A 14,928-nucleotide genomic window follows, 5' to 3' on the forward strand; every position below is an offset into this window, starting at 1 on the left:
AAAGCAGATCAAAAGCAGATCAAGAGCGGCTCGCTTCGCATCGTGGTTACCGTTGATCACTTCAGAATTGTGTCGATACCTATGGCTATCGCAGGCAAGCCAGCTCCCACATCTTTATCTGCGTTATGCCTGTTCCAGTTGCGCTAGCCGCTCTTCCAGTGCGGCAATCCGCGCTTCCAGCTCTTCAATCCGCTCCACCGAAACAGCGCCCGCGCTACGCTCTACTGGGTTCCCCCGCGCGGACATAATCGCTTCAATATCCGCCGGGTCCCCCAGGGCATGGGTATATCGGTCTTCCCGCTGGCCCGCCTGACGCGGCACCAGCAGTGCCAGTCCTCGTGCAATCAGGCGTTCGAGCTGATGCACAACCTGTTCGGCATCCTCGAAATCATGCATGCGCCCACTGCGGGTGAGCAACTCGTTGACGGTCTGCGGCCCCCGCAAAAACAGCAGCCCGGTCAGGATCACCTGGGCCGGCACCAGTTCCAGGGCCTTGTCCACACGGTGTTCCCAGCGGTCGGCGCGGCTGCCCATTACCAGGCGCGTGAAGCCTTGGCCCTCCAGCACGCGCAGGCTCTGCCCGACCTGGCCTTGGCTGAGGTTCATCACCGGCTCGCGGCTGGTCTTCTGGTTACAGGCCAGCACCAGGGCGTTGAGGGTGAGGGGGTAGGTTTCCGGGTTGGTCGCCTGTTTTTCGATCAGGCAGCCCAGGACGCGGATTTCCGTGCTGTTCAGGCGCGGCTCAGGGGTGTCGGTGTCGTGCTCGGCGGTCATCGCGCTTTCCCTATGCAGTGAAGCCCCTTAGCCTAAGCTTGAAAAAATAAAAGACAAGCGCCAGGCATGGCTATAATCGCGGCTGGTTCCAACCCCGCCATTACCGTGAGACTGTCATGACTATTTCCCTGTACGCCGCTTCCATCCCGGTCTTCAAGCAAATGCTCAACGCCCTCAGCGATGTGCTGAACAAAGCCGAAGCCCACGCCAGCGCCAAGAACATCGAGCCCAATGCGTTGCTGCAAGCGCGGCTGTTCCCGGACATGTTCCCGTTGGTGCGCCAGGTACAGATCGCTGTGGACTTCGCCAAAGGTGTATCCGCACGCCTGGCCGAGATCGAAGTACCCAAGTACGAAGACAGCGAAGTCACTTTTGCCGACCTGCAGGCGCTGATCGCCAAAGTCCTGGCCTTTGTCGACACCATCAAGCCCGAGCAGATCGACGGCAAGGAAGGCATCGAGATCGTTACCCGCCCCGGCACCCCGAAAGAGAAGCGCTTCAGTGGCCAGTCCTACCTGCTGACCTACGGCCTGCCGCAGTTCTTCTTCCACGTCACCACCACTTATGCACTGCTGCGTCATAACGGCGTGGAAGTGGGCAAGCGCGACTATATGGGCGCGTTCTAAACCCGCAGATACAAAAAAGCCCGGTGCCGTTCTCTGCGAACGGCACCGGGCTTTTTTATGGGGCTGTGTTAAGCGGCCTGTTCTTCCTTGCCCAAACACGCCGCCGCCGTAAACAGCACATCGGTAGACGAGTTGAGTGCGGTTTCCGCCGAGTCCTGCAGCACGCCGATGATGAAACCGACAGCCACTACCTGCATGGCGATTTCACTGGGGATGCCGAACAGGCTGCACGCCAGGGGAATCAGCAGCAGCGAACCACCCGCCACCCCCGATGCACCACAGGCACATACCGCAGCGACCACGCTGAGCAGCACGGCGGTCGGCATGTCCACGGCGATGCCCAGGGTGTGCACGGCAGCCAGGGTCAGCACGGTGATGGTGATGGCGGCGCCGGCCATGTTGATGGTGGCGCCGAGGGGGATCGACACCGAGTAGGTGTCTTCATGCAGGCCCAGGCGTTTGCTCAACGCCAGGTTGACCGGAATATTCGCCGCCGAGCTGCGGGTGAAGAACGCGGTGATGCCGCTTTCGCGCAGGCACATCAGCACCAGCGGGTAAGGGTTGCGGCGCAGTTTCCAGAACACGATGGCCGGGTTGATCACCAGCGCCACGAACAACATGCAGCCTATCAGCACGACCAGCAGGTGGGCGTAGCCGAGCAAGGCGCCGAAACCCGAGGTGGCCAGGGTGGAGGCCACCAGGCCAAAGATGCCCAGCGGGGCGAAGCGGATCACCACGCGCACGATCAGGGTGACGCCGTTGGACAAGTCGCCCAATACCGTACGGGTGGTTTGACCGGCATGGCGAATAGCGATGCCCATGCCAATGGCCCAGGCCAGGATGCCGATAAAGTTAGCGTTCATCAGCGCGCTGACCGGGTTATCCACCACGCTGAGCGCCAGGCTCTGCAACACTTCGCCAATGCCTCCAGGAGCGCTCACCGTGGCGTCATGGGTCGCCAATACCAGGAACGACGGAAACATCATGCTGGCGACCACCGCAACCACGGCGGCGGCAAAGGTGCCGAGCAGGTATAGGAACAGGATCGGGCGGATATGGGTTTCCTGGCCATGCTTATGGTTGGCAATCGAAGCCATGACCAGCACAAACACCAGGATCGGCGCGACAGCCTTCAGCGCCGTAACAAACACCTTGCCGATAAAGCCAGTGGCGCGCGCGGCCTCGGGTAACAGCAGGGCCAGCACGATCCCGGCGATCAGGCCGATGACAATTTGGGTGACCAGGCTGACGCGCATTAAACGTTGCAACAGGGAGGGGGCAGCAGTCATAAAGAGTTGTCTCTAGTTTTTTTAGTAGGGCACAGCATTGCAGGCAGAAAGCACTGTAGGAAGTAGGCGCGAAGTCTAGCATGCTGTGGGAAGCGTCTTGTTTGCTGCGGCATTCCGTCACCCGTTTCAGTCGGACTTGGTCAAATCCAGACATGTTCTGTTAAGATTCACCCCTCTCATCTTTCCTCTCCGTCAGCGGGCCCTTAGGGCTGTCGTTGATGTCGTCGTTTCTGGAGTTTTCATGTTGTTTCCTATCCTGCTGCTGTCAGCCGCCGGTTTTACCGTGCTGACCACAGAATTCGTCATCGTCGGCCTGTTGCCGTCGATTGCTCGGGACCTGAACGTCAGCGTGTCCCAGGCCGGGCTGCTGGTGACACTGTTCGCGTTCACCGTGGCCGCGTTCGGCCCGTTCCTCACCGCCTACTGCGCGCGGTTCCCGCGCAAGCGGCTGTTTATCAGTATCCTGATCATGTTCGCGGCGGCCAATACCGTGGCGGCATTGGCACCGAATATCTGGGTGATGGCCGTGGCCCGTTTGATCCCTGCTCTGGGCTTGCCAGTGTTCTGGGCCCTGGCCAGCGAAACGGCGGTAGACATTGTCGGCCCTGAGTTCGCCGGGCGTGCGATTGAAAAAATCGGCTTCGGCATTGTGTGCGCCACCGTGTTCGGTATTCCAGTGGGCACGCTGATTTCCGATATGTTCGGCTGGCGCACCGCGTTTGCAGTGCTCGCGGTGATCGCCCTGGCCAAGGCGTTGCTGCTGTATATCTACCTGCCGGCTACCCAGGCCAAGCACCAGCAGGCTAGCTTGCGCTCACAATTCAAGATCCTGCGCAGCCCGGTGATGCAGGGGCATATCCTGCTGTCGATCCTGGTGTTCAGTGGCATGTTCACCGCCTATACCTACCTGGCAGATATTCTTGAGCGCCTGGCCGGCTTCGACGGCACGTTGGTGGGCTGGTGCCTGATGGGCTTTGGCGCGGTCGGGCTGATCGGTAATTCCCTGGGCGGACGTGCCGTGGATCGTCACCCATTGATCGCGTCCATGGTGTTCTGCGGGTTCATGATCGCGGGTATGGTGGCGGTGGTGCCGGCGATTCACTCGACCATCGGCCTGGCTGCGGCGATGGCGGTGTGGGGCGTGACCCAGGCGGCGATGTTTCTGGTCAGCCATGTGCGCTTGATGAAGGCTGCGCCCCATGCGCCAGCGTTTGCGGCGTCGCTGAACATTGCCGGCGCCAACCTCGGCATTGGCCTGGGTGCGATGGTGGGCGGGCATGTCATCGACACCCTCGGCCTGGGCAGCCTGGGCTTTGCCGCTTCGGGGTTTATCCTGGTGTCGATCCTGCTGGCACTGTGGCTGATGACCGCCAAATCCACGGCGCTCAATGCCTGAGTGATCAGGGCAGGGCGGTAAACAACTCCCGCCGGGCACCCTCGGTAATCGCCACAATGCCGGGGTGCTTGACCTTGCGCTCCACCGAGATTGCATAAAACGACTCGGTCACTGCATCGGTCTGGCCGATCAGCGCCACGCCATATTGGCGCACCACCTCATCGGCGATCACGCTGGGCGCGATAAAGATCCCGCTGCCCGATTGCCCGAACGCCTGCATCAAGGCGCTGTCGTCGAACTCGCCGATGATGCGCGGCTGAATCTGCTGTTCGGCAAACCAGCGCTGCAAACGGCTGCGCACCACGGTCTCTGCCCCTGGAATCAACAGCGGCGCACCCTGCAAACACTGTGGGAAATCGCCGCCATATTGGTCAGCCAACGCCTGGGTGGCGAAAAAACTGATGCCGCATTCTCCCAACTTCTGGCTGTAGCCCTTGATGTCCAAGTGCGTGGGCATGGGGCTGTCGGAAATCACCAGGTCCAGGCGCTGGATCGCCAGGTCGGCCAGTAAACGTTCGAGTTTGTCTTCACGGCAGGTGATGCGGATCGGTTCGCTCAACTCCATGGTCGGCGCGATCAACCGGTACACGATGGACTTGGGCACTACATCCGCCACCCCGACCCGGAACGGAATCTGCTGCTCGTCAGGCTGGGCGCGCAGCATCGCCTCCAGTTCATTGCCGGTCTGGAACATCTGCTCGGCGTAGGGCAGCGCCTGGCGCCCGGCTTCGGTCAGTTCAAGCTGGCGCCCGACCCGCTGAAACAGGGCAACACCGTAGGTCTGCTCCAACAGGCTGATCTGCCCGCTGATGGTCTGCGGCGTGAGGTTCAACTGCTCGCAGGCGCGCACGATGCTGCCGGTCTTGGCCACCACCCAGAAGTAATGCAGTTGTCGATAATTGAGCATCGCGACCTAAACTTCGTAAAAATCGAAGTATACGCGAGAAAAATACGAATTTTCCTGAACTGTTCGCCTGCATAGAATGCCTCGCTATCGAGGGGCCACTATTTGGGCCCAATGGTTCTAACGAGGAATACATCATGAAACTCAATTCCCTGGGCGCGGCGTCGTTGCTTGCGCTTTCATTGATAGTGGTCAGCGGCTGTGATCAAGTCGAGAAAAGCGCGCAACAGGTGTTGGGCAAAGCCACCGAGTCGGCCAAGCAGGCCATCGACGACACCCACAAGGCCGCCGAGCAGGCATTGAGTGAAGCAACCCAGGGCTTGATCAGCCCTGAGAAGCAGGAAAAAGACGCCGAAAACGACGCTGAATCCGACACCAAAGAAACCTAATTCCCCAGCACTAAAACGTCAGGACTGACCTATGGATTACCTTTTACAACTGGCCGCCAGCCCCACCGCCTGGGTCGCACTGGCGACCTTGATCGTCATGGAAATCGTGCTGGGCATCGATAACCTGATCTTTATCTCGATCCTCACCAACAAATTGCCAGAGAAGCACCGGGCCAAGGCGCGGCGCATTGGTATCAGCATGGCGTTGATCTTGCGTCTGGGCTTGCTGAGCACCATCGCGTTCATCGTGCAATTGACGACACCGGTGTTCGAAGTGTTCGGCCAAGCGTTCTCGTGGAAGGACATGATCCTGATCGCCGGTGGCCTGTTCCTGGTGTGGAAGGCAACCACCGAGATCCATCACAGCATGGACCCGGAGCCTGAAGAGAAGGCCACCGTCAGCAACACCGTGACCATCGGCTTTGCCGCTGCCATCGGCCAGATCCTGATGCTCGACCTGGTGTTCTCCATCGACAGCATCATCACCGCCGTGGGCATGACGGAGCACTTGCCGATCATGATCATTGCCGTGGTGGTCTCGGTGATCGTGATGCTGGTGGCCGCTGAACCGTTGGCCAAGTTCATCAACGACAACCCGACTGTGGTGATGCTGGCCCTGGGCTTCTTGATCATGATCGGCATGACGCTGATCGCCGAAGGCTTCGGCGCCCACGTGCCAAAAGGCTACGTGTATGCGGCCATGGCGTTCTCGGCGGCGATCGAATGCTTGAACATCGCCCGGCGTAACCGGCACGCACGTTTGCTCGCTGCGCGCCAGTAACCGCTGAACAAACTGGCCGGCTGTGCTCACAAGAGCCCAGCCGGCCTTTTGCTGTCTGCTAGAATCGGCCCACTTGATAGCTTGAGGTCCCCCATGAACGAGCCGATTCGCCTTACCCAGTACAGCCACGGTGCGGGTTGCGGTTGCAAGATTTCGCCCCAGGTGCTGGAAGTGATCCTTGCGGGCAGCGGTGCACAGAACCTCGACCCCAACCTGTGGGTGGGCAATGCCTCCCGCGACGATGCGGCGGTGTACGCCATCGACGACGAGCGCGGCGTGGTGTCCACCACGGACTTTTTCATGCCGATTGTCGACGACCCGTTCGACTTCGGCCGCATTGCCGCCACCAATGCCATCAGCGACATCTACGCCATGGGCGGCGACCCCCTGATGGCCATCGCCATTCTCGGTTGGCCGGTCAACGTGCTGGCGCCGGAGATTGCCCGCGAAGTAATTCGCGGCGGTCGGGCCGTGTGCGACGCGGCTGGCATTCCGCTTGCGGGCGGGCATTCCATCGATGCGCCGGAGCCGATCTTCGGCCTGGCCGTGACCGGCATCGTGCAAAAGCGCCATATGAAGCGTAACGACACGGCCACTGCCGGTTGCCGCCTGTACCTGACCAAGCCCCTGGGCATCGGCATCCTCACCACCGCCGAGAAGAAGGGCAAGCTGCGCGAGGCGGATATCGGCCTGGCGCGTGACTGGATGTGCACCCTCAACAAGCCGGGCAGCCGTTTCGGCAAGTTGGCCGGTGTGACGGCCATGACCGATGTCACCGGTTTCGGCCTGCTCGGCCACCTGGTGGAAATGGCCGACGGCAGTGGCCTGACCGCCCGCATCGACTATGCAAAAGTCCCACGCTTGCCGGGGGTTGAGTATTACCTGGACCAGGGCTGTGTGCCCGGTGGCACCTTGCGCAACTTCGAGAGCTACGCCAGCAAGCTGGGGCGCGTGCAGGAGCTGCACAAGCGCGTGCTGTGCGACCCGCAAACCAGCGGTGGCCTGCTGATCGCCGTTACCCCCGAAGGTGATGCCGAGTTCCACGCCGTGGCCGCCGAGCTGGGCCTGGCCCTTGAGCCTATCGGTGAACTGCTGGAGCGACAGACCAACGCGGTTGAGGTGATTTGATGGCGACGGACATCACCGATTACCGCGACATTTTCCTCAATGACCGCCCGATGATGGATACCCGCGCGCCGGTCGAATTCACCAAGGGCGCGTTCCCCGGGGTGATCAACCTGCCGCTGATGACCGACGATGAGCGCCAGCGGGTCGGCACCTGTTACAAGCAGCAAGGCCAGCAAGCGGCGATCGTGCTGGGGCATGAACTGGTGTCCGGGGCAATCAAGGCCGAGCGCATCGAACAGTGGGCGCAGTTTGCCCAGGCCCATCCCGAGGGTTACCTGTACTGCTTTCGGGGCGGCCTGCGTTCGCAGATCGTGCAGCAATGGTTGAAAACCGAAGCGGGCATCGAGTACCCCCGCGTCGGCGGTGGCTACAAGGCCATGCGCACCTTCCTGCTGGAAACCCTGGAACAGGCGACCGCCCAGTGTGACTTCGTACTGCTGGGCGGCATGACCGGCACCGGCAAGACCGAAGTGCTCGGCCAACTGCGTAATGCTCTGGACCTGGAGGGCCACGCCAACCACCGTGGCTCCAGCTTCGGCAAGCGCGCCACGGCGCAACCCTCCAATATCGACTTCGAAAACCGCCTGGCCGTGGATGTGCTGAAGAAGCGCGCAGGCGGTATCGAGCAGTTTGTGGTCGAGGACGAGAGCCGCATGATCGGCAGTTGTGCGCTGCCACTGCCATTGCACAAGGGGATGCAGACGTTTCCGATGGTGTGGCTGGAGGACAGCGTCGAAGGCCGTGTGGAACGTATCCTGAAGGATTACGTGGTCGACCTGTGCGCCGAGTTCATTGGCGTGTTTGGTGATGCCGGCCAGGGGTTGTTTGCCGAGCGCCTGACCCAGAGTCTGGCCAATATTTACAAGCGGCTGGGGGGCGAGCGTTTCCAGCGGTTGCAGGCGGTGTTACAGGATGCCCTGGCTGAACAGGCACGCAGCGGCGCAGTGGACCTGCACCGGGTATGGATTGAAGGCTTGCTGCGGGAGTATTACGACCCGATGTATGCGTTCCAGCGCGAGAGCAAGGGCGCGCGTATCGAGTTTGCCGGGGAGCAGGGGGCGGTGGTGGAGTATTTGCGTGAGCGGGCAGCTCGGGTGTGGTGACCTTTGGGGCGCCATCGCAGGCAAGCCAGCTCCCACCTTCTGAAGTGTGAATACATACAAAGGTGGGAGCTGGCTTGCCTGCGATGAGGCCATCAGCCCCACTGAAAATCTAAAGAATCACCGCCCCAATCAACCCACACACCACCCCCACCAGCATGGTCAACCCGGCCACCGTCACCAGCACCCGCGCATCGAAATCCTTGCGCAGCATCAACAGCGACGGCAGGCTCACGCTCGGCAGGGTCATCAGCAAGGCCACGGCCGGGCCGGTGCCCATGCCCAGGGCCATCATGGTTTGTACGATGGGAATCTCTGCCGCTGTCGGAATCACAAACAGCGTGCCCACAATCGCCAGCGGCACCAGCCACACCAGGCTGTCGGCCATCGCCCCGTCCACGTGGGGGAACAGCCATACCCGCGCCGCGCCGAGGATCAGCACCGCCAGGATATACACCGGGATAGTGCTCCAGAACAGCTGCCACAGGGTGCGTAACCAGCGGCTCAGGAACGGTTGCGATTCCGCCGTACTGACGTCGGCAACGGCTTCCAGTGCGGCTTCCGGCACTTGGTCCGGGCGCGCAATGCGCTGTGCCACCAAAGACACGCCCACCACCAGCACAATCCCCGCCACCAGCCGCAACGCGGTGAAACCCCAGCCCAGCACAAAGCCCATGAACACCAGGGTGGCCGGGTTCAATACCGGGTTGGCAATCCAGAATGCCAGCGCCGCGCCGACCGACACCTGCTGGCGGCGCATGCCCGCCGCCACCGGGGCCGCGCAGCAGCTGCACATCATCCCCGGCAGGGCGAACAGCCCACCGCGCAGGGTCGAGCCCAGCCCGGCGCGGCCAAACAGGCGCAGCAGCCAGTCGCGGGGGATCAACACTTGCAGCAACGAGCCGAGGATCACCGCCAGTACGGCGGCTTTCCAGATGGCTAGGAAATACACCTGGGCATAAGCCAGCGCCGCCGCCAGGGGCGAGCTTTGCTGGTCATTGAGAATCGAGGCGCCAATGCTGTGGTTATCGGCCGCTACAAACGCCTTGAGGTAGTAGGGCGACCACTTCACATAATAGAGGCCGATGCAGGCCACCAACAGAAATAGGGCAGGTTTGCACCAGAACGCCCAGCCGCGGCTGGGCTGGGTGGAAGCGAGGTTGGGCATGGAGAGGATCCGCAGGTGAGTCGATAGCCTGGCATCATACGCCCCTGCGGCCCAAGCTTCAGATATCTGCGCTGACCTGGGTCGGGTCCGGGCAGTTTTCCCCACCGTTATTCAGCCCTTGCTTATAGTTGCGGCTGAGCAGCGAGGCCTTGCCGTTGTGCCAGGTCAGTGTCAGCACGTACAGGGAGTCATAGTCATTGCCCGACCAATCATCGGTAATGGTGTGTTTTTCGCCGGCTGCTTCGCTGGCGACTTTGTTGATCAGTTCCGGCAAGTAACCATGGGACCAGGCCGTATAGATCGTCGCGTTGCGGTACTTGTCCTCGACCAGTTCTTCGGCCAGGGCGCTGGTGTCATTGGCTGAAAATTCGATGTTCACCGGCAGGCCAAGCTTGATCGCGCTGGGGCTGATGGTGATCAAGGGGCGAATGTAGCTGTAGGAGTTATCCAGTTCGCCTTCCTCGACATTGCGCGTCGGGTTGGCAGCGAACACATAGTTGGCTTTGCCAAACTTTTCCGGCAACAGGGTCGCCAGGTTCATGGCGCGGTTCAGGCCCTGGCAATTGAGTTGGCCCAGGCCACCGGCCGGTTTTTCGCCATGGCGCAGGAATACCAGGGTTTGCACGCCATCGACCGGTTGCGCGCGGCTTTCACGGGCGTCCAGGGCGGTGACGATGGCGGCGCTGACCAGCAGCAGCGGCAATACCATATAGGAATAACGTTTGAGTTGTGGCACAAGGCGCAGAGGCTTGATCTTCATGATAGGTTCGAGTCTTCGTGCGTCGGGTTAAGGCGGACAAGCCCGGCCCCAGTGACGCATCAGCGTCCTGCGGTGTTCCCTGTCGATAAAGCAAAGCGCCTCCTTTCATTCTTCGGGCGCTCTTTAAGAGTGCATTCGGGCGCTTTGGTTCGCCCACGCGGGATTCTAGCCGGCAAATGTTGCGCAACGATGACCCATGCACGACGGCAGGCAGATGACTATCATGGGGACTTTCCGTCCAGGGGGTTCTCGATGAACGCACTCGCCGCTTTCCCGATCAACAGCAAATGGCCCGCCCAGCACCCGGAACGCCTGCAGCTGTATTCGTTGCCCACGCCCAACGGCGTCAAGGTGTCGATCATGCTCGAAGAGCTGGGCCTGCCTTATGAGGCGCACAAGGTCAGCTTCGACACCCAGGACCAGTTGTCACCCGAGTTCCTGTCCCTGAACCCCAACAACAAGATCCCCGCGATCATCGACCCCAACGGCCCGAGCGGGCAGCCGTTGGCGCTGTTCGAATCCGGCGCGATCCTTGTTTACCTGGCGGAAAAAACCAGCCAGTTGCTCTCCGAAGACCCGGCCACCCGCTATGAAACCCTGCAATGGTTGATGTTCCAGATGGGCGGCATCGGCCCGATGTTTGGCCAACTGGGGTTCTTCAACAAATTCGCCGGCAAGGCGTATGAAGACAAGCGTCCGCGTGATCGATACGCCGCCGAATCGCGGCGCTTGCTGAGCGTGCTGGAAAAGCGCCTGTTGGGCCGCACCTGGATCATGGGCGACGAGTACAGCATCGCCGACATTGCGATCTTTCCGTGGGTTCGCAACCTGATTGGGTTCTACGAGTCCGGTGACCTGGTGGGCATTACCGATTTCCCTAACGTACTGCGCGCGTTGGACGGTTTTGTCGCACGTCCGGCGGTGATCCGTGGCCTGAACATTCCGAGCTGAAGCATGCCGACTTTCGATTTTCAACAACTGGATGTCTTCAGCAGCGTACCGCTCAAAGGCAACCCCTTGGCCGTTGTGTTGGGCGCCGATAGCTTCACCGACCAACAGATGGCGGACTTCGCCAATTGGACCAACCTCAGCGAAACCACGTTTTTACTGACGCCGCGCGACCCTCGTGCTGACTATCGGGTAAGAATCTTCACCACCCTCAAGGAGCTGCCGTTCGCCGGGCACCCGACCTTGGGCAGTTGCCACGCCTGGTTGCAGGCTGGCGGCGTGCCACGCGGGGAGGAGATTATCCAGGAGTGCGAAATCGGCTTGGTGCGTATTCGCCGTCAGGGCGATGAACTGGCGTTTATCGCGCCGCCATTGCTGCGTGCCGGCCCGGTGGAGGCGCCGTTGCTGGAGCGCGTGCGCCTGGCATTAGGCCTGGCGCCCGAGGCTATCTTGCGCAGCCAATGGGTCGACAATGGTGCGGGTTGGCTGGCGGTGATGTTGGCTGATCGTGAGGCGGTGCTTGCGTTGCAACCGGACTATTCGCAAATCCAGGGTCTGGCCGTAGGGGTGATCGCCCCCTGCGACCCTACGCGTGACGCGGTGGACACGCAATTTGAAGTGCGCGCTTTTGTCGCTGGCGATGGCGCCGCCGAAGACCCGGCCACCGGCAGCTTGAATGCCGGCGTGGCCCAATGGCTCCTCGCTGAAGGCCTGGTGCCCAACCGTTACGTGGTCAGCCAAGGCACGGCGATAGGGCGAGCAGGGCGTATTTATATCGAGCGCCAGGGCGATGAAATCTGGGTGGGCGGCGCGGTGGCGTTGTGTATCGAGGGGCGTCTACAGCTGTAGATCAATGAATTGTTACGCGCCTGGCAATACACTATTGGCCCCTCGGCGTTTGTGTTGCCAGGACTTGGGGGCATAAGCTTTCGCCCCAAAGTGTTCAGCCATTTTTCAGGATTGCCATGACCAGCCAGTTCCCCCAAGCCCGCCCACGTCGCCTGCGCCGCTCCCCGGAGCTGCGTGGCCTGTTCCAGGAAAGCGAATTCACCCTCAACGACCTGGTACTGCCGATTTTTGTCGAAGAAGAAATCGACGATTTCGTGCCCATCACCAGCATGCCGGGTGTGTTGCGCATTCCCGAGAAAAAACTTGCCGGTGAGATCGAGCGTTACGCTCGCGCCGGCATCAAGTCGGTGATGACCTTCGGCGTGTCCCACCACCTTGACGCCAGCGGCAGCGACACCTGGAAAGAACGCGGCCTGGTTTCGCGCATGTCCTCGATCATCAAGGACGCCGTGCCGGAAATGATCGTGATGTCCGACACCTGTTTCTGCGAATACACCGACCACGGCCACTGCGGCGTGATGCACGGCGCCCATGTCGACAACGACGCGACCCTGGTCAACCTCGGCAAACAAGCCGTGGCCGCCGCCCGCGCTGGCGCCGACGTGATCGCCCCGTCAGCCGCGATGGACGGCCAGGTCCAGGCCATCCGCCGCGCCCTGGATGACGCCGGCTTCACCCACATCCCGATCATGGCCTACTCCACCAAATTCGCCTCGGCCCTCTACGGCCCCTTCCGCGAAGCCGGCGGCAGCGCGCTCAAGGGCGACCGCAAAAGCTACCAGATGAACCCGATGAACCGCCGCGAAGCCGTGCGCGAATCGCTGCTGGACGAACAGGAAGGCGCCGACGCGCTGATGGTCAAGCCAGCCGGGGCCTACCTCGACATCATCCGCGACATCCGCGAAGCCTCGCGCCTGCCGGTGGCCGCGTACCAGGTGAGCGGTGAGTACGCGATGATCAAGTTCGGCGCACAGGCTGGGGCGATTGATGAGGACCGAGTGGTGCGCGAGACGTTGGGGTCGATCAAGCGGGCGGGAGCGGATTTGATATTTACGTATTTTGCGATGGATTTGGCGTTGGCGGGGATTTAGGTAGACCCTCATTCTGTGGCGAGCGTGCTCGTCACAGGTGCATTTGTTAAGTTTGCACCGAGTCGGCCCATCGCTGGCAGAAGTCATGCTGCTCTTGTATATCATTGGTGAGATCGTTGTCCTCATAAGAGAATATATGCACAAGCTCCCCTTCTGGCTGTCCCATTGTCAGCTCGTAAGCAACAAGACCATTCGACATATGTGAAGACATACCTGACGTGTGGACGTTGATTTTGGCTCCTTTACACAGAAATTTTGTATCTTTCATATCGGCTCGTAATAAGCCGAAACAGTCGTACAAATCCAATGCTGTATAGGTTTTTTGGATCCCGTTGTTTAGCAATAAATAAAGGGTAGGCTTGCCTCCTTCATATTCGATCACTGCACTGTCACGTATACCGTCTTTGATAATGGTAATTTCGCGTGATTTCATGGGTAGTTCCTATGTGGATTCAATATTGTATATCCTTTAAAGGTTCCGTCTTCATTAACTGGTGATGCGCCTAAAATATCCTTGGTATCTATTCGCCCGGGAATTGCGATTTCTAATTCGTTTTTATGTTTTGAGAGTCTGCCCAGCTCCTTGTTTACGTCTCTTCCCGGAATTTTCCTCAGCGTGTAAAGGAATCCTTCCTCGAATCCAAAGTTTGAGGCAAATACCAATGCTTGCTTCCTTGACGTCGAAGTGGGGACGAAATTGCTCGGAGGGCTGGCGTTATTCAAAGCGTGCAGGAGAAGGTCTGTGCTGTCTCCTCGACTTTCAAACCCATTATTAAAAATTTCGTCTGGTTCTCTTAAGTCACCGCGATATAGATATTCTCGTTTATTTTCAGAGCTGGGTAGCGGGGGATCCCCCTCATCCACCTTTACCTGCCCATGAGTTTTTTCCGTATTTGGCTGTGGTTTACACCCATCGACACCTGGACATGTACTTAAACCTAGCGGGTCTACCCAACCTGTCGGATTGGGCACATACCGGTACCCATTGATCCCTCCCGCCAACTTCACCGGGTCCGGTGTCAGGTAACGACCAATATCCGGATTGTAGTAGCGATGGCGATTGTAGTGCAGGCCGCTTTCCGGATCGAAATACTGCCCTTGAAACCGTAGCGGATTGGCGATGTTGCCCACGTCGAGCCGGGCGATCTGGCCGTAGGCGCGGTAGTGGGCGGACCAGACGATGTCGCCTTCGGGGCTGGTCAGTTCCTGCGGGGTGCCGAGGTGGTCGAGTTGGTAGTGGTAGGGCGTTGTGGCCTGTGGGCCGAAGCCTTCCAGCAGCGCCAGTGGGCGGAAGCTGTCGGGTTCGTAGAGGTAGCTGCGATGGCAGTCAGCATGGTGCTCGGCAATCAGCTTGTCGCCTTGCCAGAAAAACTCGGTGGTCTTGCCGTCGACGGTTTTGCTGATACGCCGCCCAAACGGGTCATAGCGATAGCTGGCGGTTTGGCCGTTTGGTTGGGTGATGCCGATCAGCCGATGCTGGCAGTCGTAGCGGTATTCGGTGATGAGTTGCTGGCCTTTGCCGCGCCGTTCGCGGATGAGGTTGCCAAAGGCGTCGTAGTCGTAATGGCGGTCGCCCTGGATCATCAGACGATTCGCCGCGACGATGTCTGGACCGGGACGGTCTTGCATCAGCAGGTTGCCGGCCGGGTTGTGGCCGAAGCGTTCCTGTATGTCTTGGGAATGGTCGGCGCGGGTCAGGCGGGCGAGGGGGTCGTAGTGGTAGCA

16 protein-coding genes are annotated in these 14,928 nt (G+C 60.2%); 9 read left to right on the forward strand and 7 right to left on the reverse strand.

Annotation, left to right across the window (positions count from 1 at the left end; translation table 11 throughout):
- Nucleotides 1–123 precede the first annotated feature (123 nt).
- Nucleotides 124–774 (reverse strand): YceH family protein, encoded by a 651-nt coding sequence (locus tag A7K61_RS27575; RefSeq protein ID WP_044273112.1) that lies wholly within the window; start codon nt 772–774, stop codon nt 124–126.
- A 116-nt stretch (nt 775–890) separates the two neighbouring features.
- Between A7K61_RS27575 and A7K61_RS27580 the strand changes: the two genes are divergently transcribed.
- On the forward strand, nt 891–1,400 hold the full coding sequence (locus A7K61_RS27580; protein ID WP_044273114.1) for a DUF1993 family protein: 510 nt from the start codon (nt 891–893) through the stop codon (nt 1,398–1,400).
- Between the two features lie 68 nt (nt 1,401–1,468).
- Here A7K61_RS27580 and sstT read toward each other — a convergent pair whose 3' ends face one another.
- Nucleotides 1,469–2,689, reverse strand: coding sequence for a serine/threonine transporter SstT (gene sstT / locus A7K61_RS27585; RefSeq protein WP_069558781.1), 1,221 nt, complete (start codon nt 2,687–2,689; stop codon nt 1,469–1,471).
- A gap of 241 nt (nt 2,690–2,930) precedes the next feature.
- Here sstT and A7K61_RS27590 point away from each other — a divergent pair, with 241 nt between their 5' ends.
- On the forward strand, nt 2,931–4,085 hold the full coding sequence (locus A7K61_RS27590; protein WP_044273118.1) for an MFS transporter: 1,155 nt from the start codon (nt 2,931–2,933) through the stop codon (nt 4,083–4,085).
- A 4-nt stretch (nt 4,086–4,089) separates the two neighbouring features.
- Here the strand turns inward: A7K61_RS27590 and nhaR are convergent, their stop codons facing one another.
- Nucleotides 4,090–4,992 carry a transcriptional activator NhaR gene (gene nhaR / locus A7K61_RS27595; RefSeq protein WP_047710513.1) on the reverse strand — a complete coding sequence of 301 codons (903 nt, stop codon included), beginning with the start codon at nt 4,990–4,992 and terminating at the stop codon, nt 4,090–4,092.
- Between the two features lie 134 nt (nt 4,993–5,126).
- Between nhaR and A7K61_RS27600 the strand changes: the two genes are divergently transcribed.
- The 4 genes from A7K61_RS27600 to mnmH all read left to right on the forward strand — a co-directional run bounded on the left by A7K61_RS27600 (nt 5,127) and on the right by mnmH (nt 8,390).
- Nucleotides 5,127–5,378 (forward strand): hypothetical protein, encoded by a 252-nt coding sequence (locus A7K61_RS27600; protein ID WP_032892480.1) that lies wholly within the window; start codon nt 5,127–5,129, stop codon nt 5,376–5,378.
- A 31-nt stretch (nt 5,379–5,409) separates the two neighbouring features.
- Nucleotides 5,410–6,159, forward strand: a complete 750-nt coding sequence (locus A7K61_RS27605; RefSeq protein ID WP_014717958.1) for a TerC family protein — start codon at nt 5,410–5,412, stop codon at nt 6,157–6,159.
- A gap of 93 nt (nt 6,160–6,252) precedes the next feature.
- A complete protein-coding gene (selD, locus tag A7K61_RS27610) occupies nt 6,253–7,287 on the forward strand; it encodes a selenide, water dikinase SelD (protein ID WP_020302053.1) in 1,035 nt (344 codons plus the stop codon).
- On the forward strand, nt 7,287–8,390 hold the full coding sequence (gene mnmH, locus A7K61_RS27615; protein WP_069558782.1) for a tRNA 2-selenouridine(34) synthase MnmH: 1,104 nt from the start codon (nt 7,287–7,289) through the stop codon (nt 8,388–8,390). The genes selD and mnmH overlap by 1 nt, the downstream gene beginning before the upstream one ends.
- Nucleotides 8,391–8,499: 109 nt before the next feature.
- On the opposite strand, the gene A7K61_RS27620 is transcribed toward mnmH, so the two are convergent.
- Nucleotides 8,500–9,555 carry a permease gene (locus A7K61_RS27620; RefSeq protein ID WP_044273121.1) on the reverse strand — a complete coding sequence of 352 codons (1,056 nt, stop codon included), beginning with the start codon at nt 9,553–9,555 and terminating at the stop codon, nt 8,500–8,502.
- Nucleotides 9,556–9,613: 58 nt separating this feature from the next.
- The gene (locus A7K61_RS27625; RefSeq protein ID WP_034125794.1) at nt 9,614–10,315 is read right to left on the reverse strand and encodes a hypothetical protein; all 702 of its coding nucleotides are present in this window, start codon (nt 10,313–10,315) and stop codon (nt 9,614–9,616) included.
- A 252-nt stretch (nt 10,316–10,567) separates the two neighbouring features.
- Between A7K61_RS27625 and A7K61_RS27630 the strand changes: the two genes are divergently transcribed.
- From A7K61_RS27630 to hemB, 3 genes are all read left to right on the forward strand, one after another.
- On the forward strand, nt 10,568–11,266 hold the full coding sequence (locus tag A7K61_RS27630) for a glutathione S-transferase N-terminal domain-containing protein (RefSeq protein ID WP_047710515.1): 699 nt from the start codon (nt 10,568–10,570) through the stop codon (nt 11,264–11,266).
- Nucleotides 11,267–11,269: 3 nt separating this feature from the next.
- On the forward strand, nt 11,270–12,112 hold the full coding sequence (locus A7K61_RS27635; protein ID WP_069558783.1) for a PhzF family phenazine biosynthesis protein: 843 nt from the start codon (nt 11,270–11,272) through the stop codon (nt 12,110–12,112).
- Between the two features lie 116 nt (nt 12,113–12,228).
- Nucleotides 12,229–13,203 (forward strand): porphobilinogen synthase, encoded by a 975-nt coding sequence (gene hemB / locus A7K61_RS27640; RefSeq protein WP_016977356.1) that lies wholly within the window; start codon nt 12,229–12,231, stop codon nt 13,201–13,203.
- 46 nt (nt 13,204–13,249) lie between these two features.
- Here hemB and A7K61_RS27645 read toward each other — a convergent pair whose 3' ends face one another.
- Entirely contained in the window at nt 13,250–13,636 is a 387-nt protein-coding gene (locus tag A7K61_RS27645; protein ID WP_047710517.1) for a hypothetical protein, read from the reverse strand.
- Nucleotides 13,633–14,928, reverse strand: a 1,296-nt coding sequence (locus tag A7K61_RS31850; RefSeq protein ID WP_171905499.1) for an RHS repeat-associated core domain-containing protein, incomplete at its 5' end; no start/stop codon positions are given. The genes A7K61_RS27645 and A7K61_RS31850, both read right to left, overlap by 4 nt.

This window comes from Pseudomonas sp. AP42 (assembly GCF_001728935.1).
Lineage (GTDB): Bacteria > Pseudomonadota > Gammaproteobacteria > Pseudomonadales > Pseudomonadaceae > Aquipseudomonas > Aquipseudomonas lactis.

Bases quoted from the DNA above. Each gene is read 5' to 3' on its own strand.
- A7K61_RS27575 (WP_044273112.1), bottom strand. From the start codon at position 774: ATGACCGCCGAGCACGACACCGACACCCCTGAGCCGCGCCTGAACAGC.
- A7K61_RS27580 (WP_044273114.1), top strand. From the start codon at position 891: ATGACTATTTCCCTGTACGCCGCTTCCATCCCGGTCTTCAAGCAAATG.
- sstT (WP_069558781.1), bottom strand. From the start codon at position 2,689: ATGACTGCTGCCCCCTCCCTGTTGCAACGTTTAATGCGCGTCAGCCTG.
- A7K61_RS27590 (WP_044273118.1), top strand. From the start codon at position 2,931: ATGTTGTTTCCTATCCTGCTGCTGTCAGCCGCCGGTTTTACCGTGCTG.
- nhaR (WP_047710513.1), bottom strand. From the start codon at position 4,992: ATGCTCAATTATCGACAACTGCATTACTTCTGGGTGGTGGCCAAGACC.
- A7K61_RS27600 (WP_032892480.1), top strand. From the start codon at position 5,127: ATGAAACTCAATTCCCTGGGCGCGGCGTCGTTGCTTGCGCTTTCATTG.
- A7K61_RS27605 (WP_014717958.1), top strand. From the start codon at position 5,410: ATGGATTACCTTTTACAACTGGCCGCCAGCCCCACCGCCTGGGTCGCA.
- selD (WP_020302053.1), top strand. From the start codon at position 6,253: ATGAACGAGCCGATTCGCCTTACCCAGTACAGCCACGGTGCGGGTTGC.
- mnmH (WP_069558782.1), top strand. From the start codon at position 7,287: ATGGCGACGGACATCACCGATTACCGCGACATTTTCCTCAATGACCGC.
- A7K61_RS27620 (WP_044273121.1), bottom strand. From the start codon at position 9,555: ATGCCCAACCTCGCTTCCACCCAGCCCAGCCGCGGCTGGGCGTTCTGG.
- A7K61_RS27625 (WP_034125794.1), bottom strand. From the start codon at position 10,315: ATGAAGATCAAGCCTCTGCGCCTTGTGCCACAACTCAAACGTTATTCC.
- A7K61_RS27630 (WP_047710515.1), top strand. From the start codon at position 10,568: ATGAACGCACTCGCCGCTTTCCCGATCAACAGCAAATGGCCCGCCCAG.
- A7K61_RS27635 (WP_069558783.1), top strand. From the start codon at position 11,270: ATGCCGACTTTCGATTTTCAACAACTGGATGTCTTCAGCAGCGTACCG.
- hemB (WP_016977356.1), top strand. From the start codon at position 12,229: ATGACCAGCCAGTTCCCCCAAGCCCGCCCACGTCGCCTGCGCCGCTCC.
- A7K61_RS27645 (WP_047710517.1), bottom strand. From the start codon at position 13,636: ATGAAATCACGCGAAATTACCATTATCAAAGACGGTATACGTGACAGT.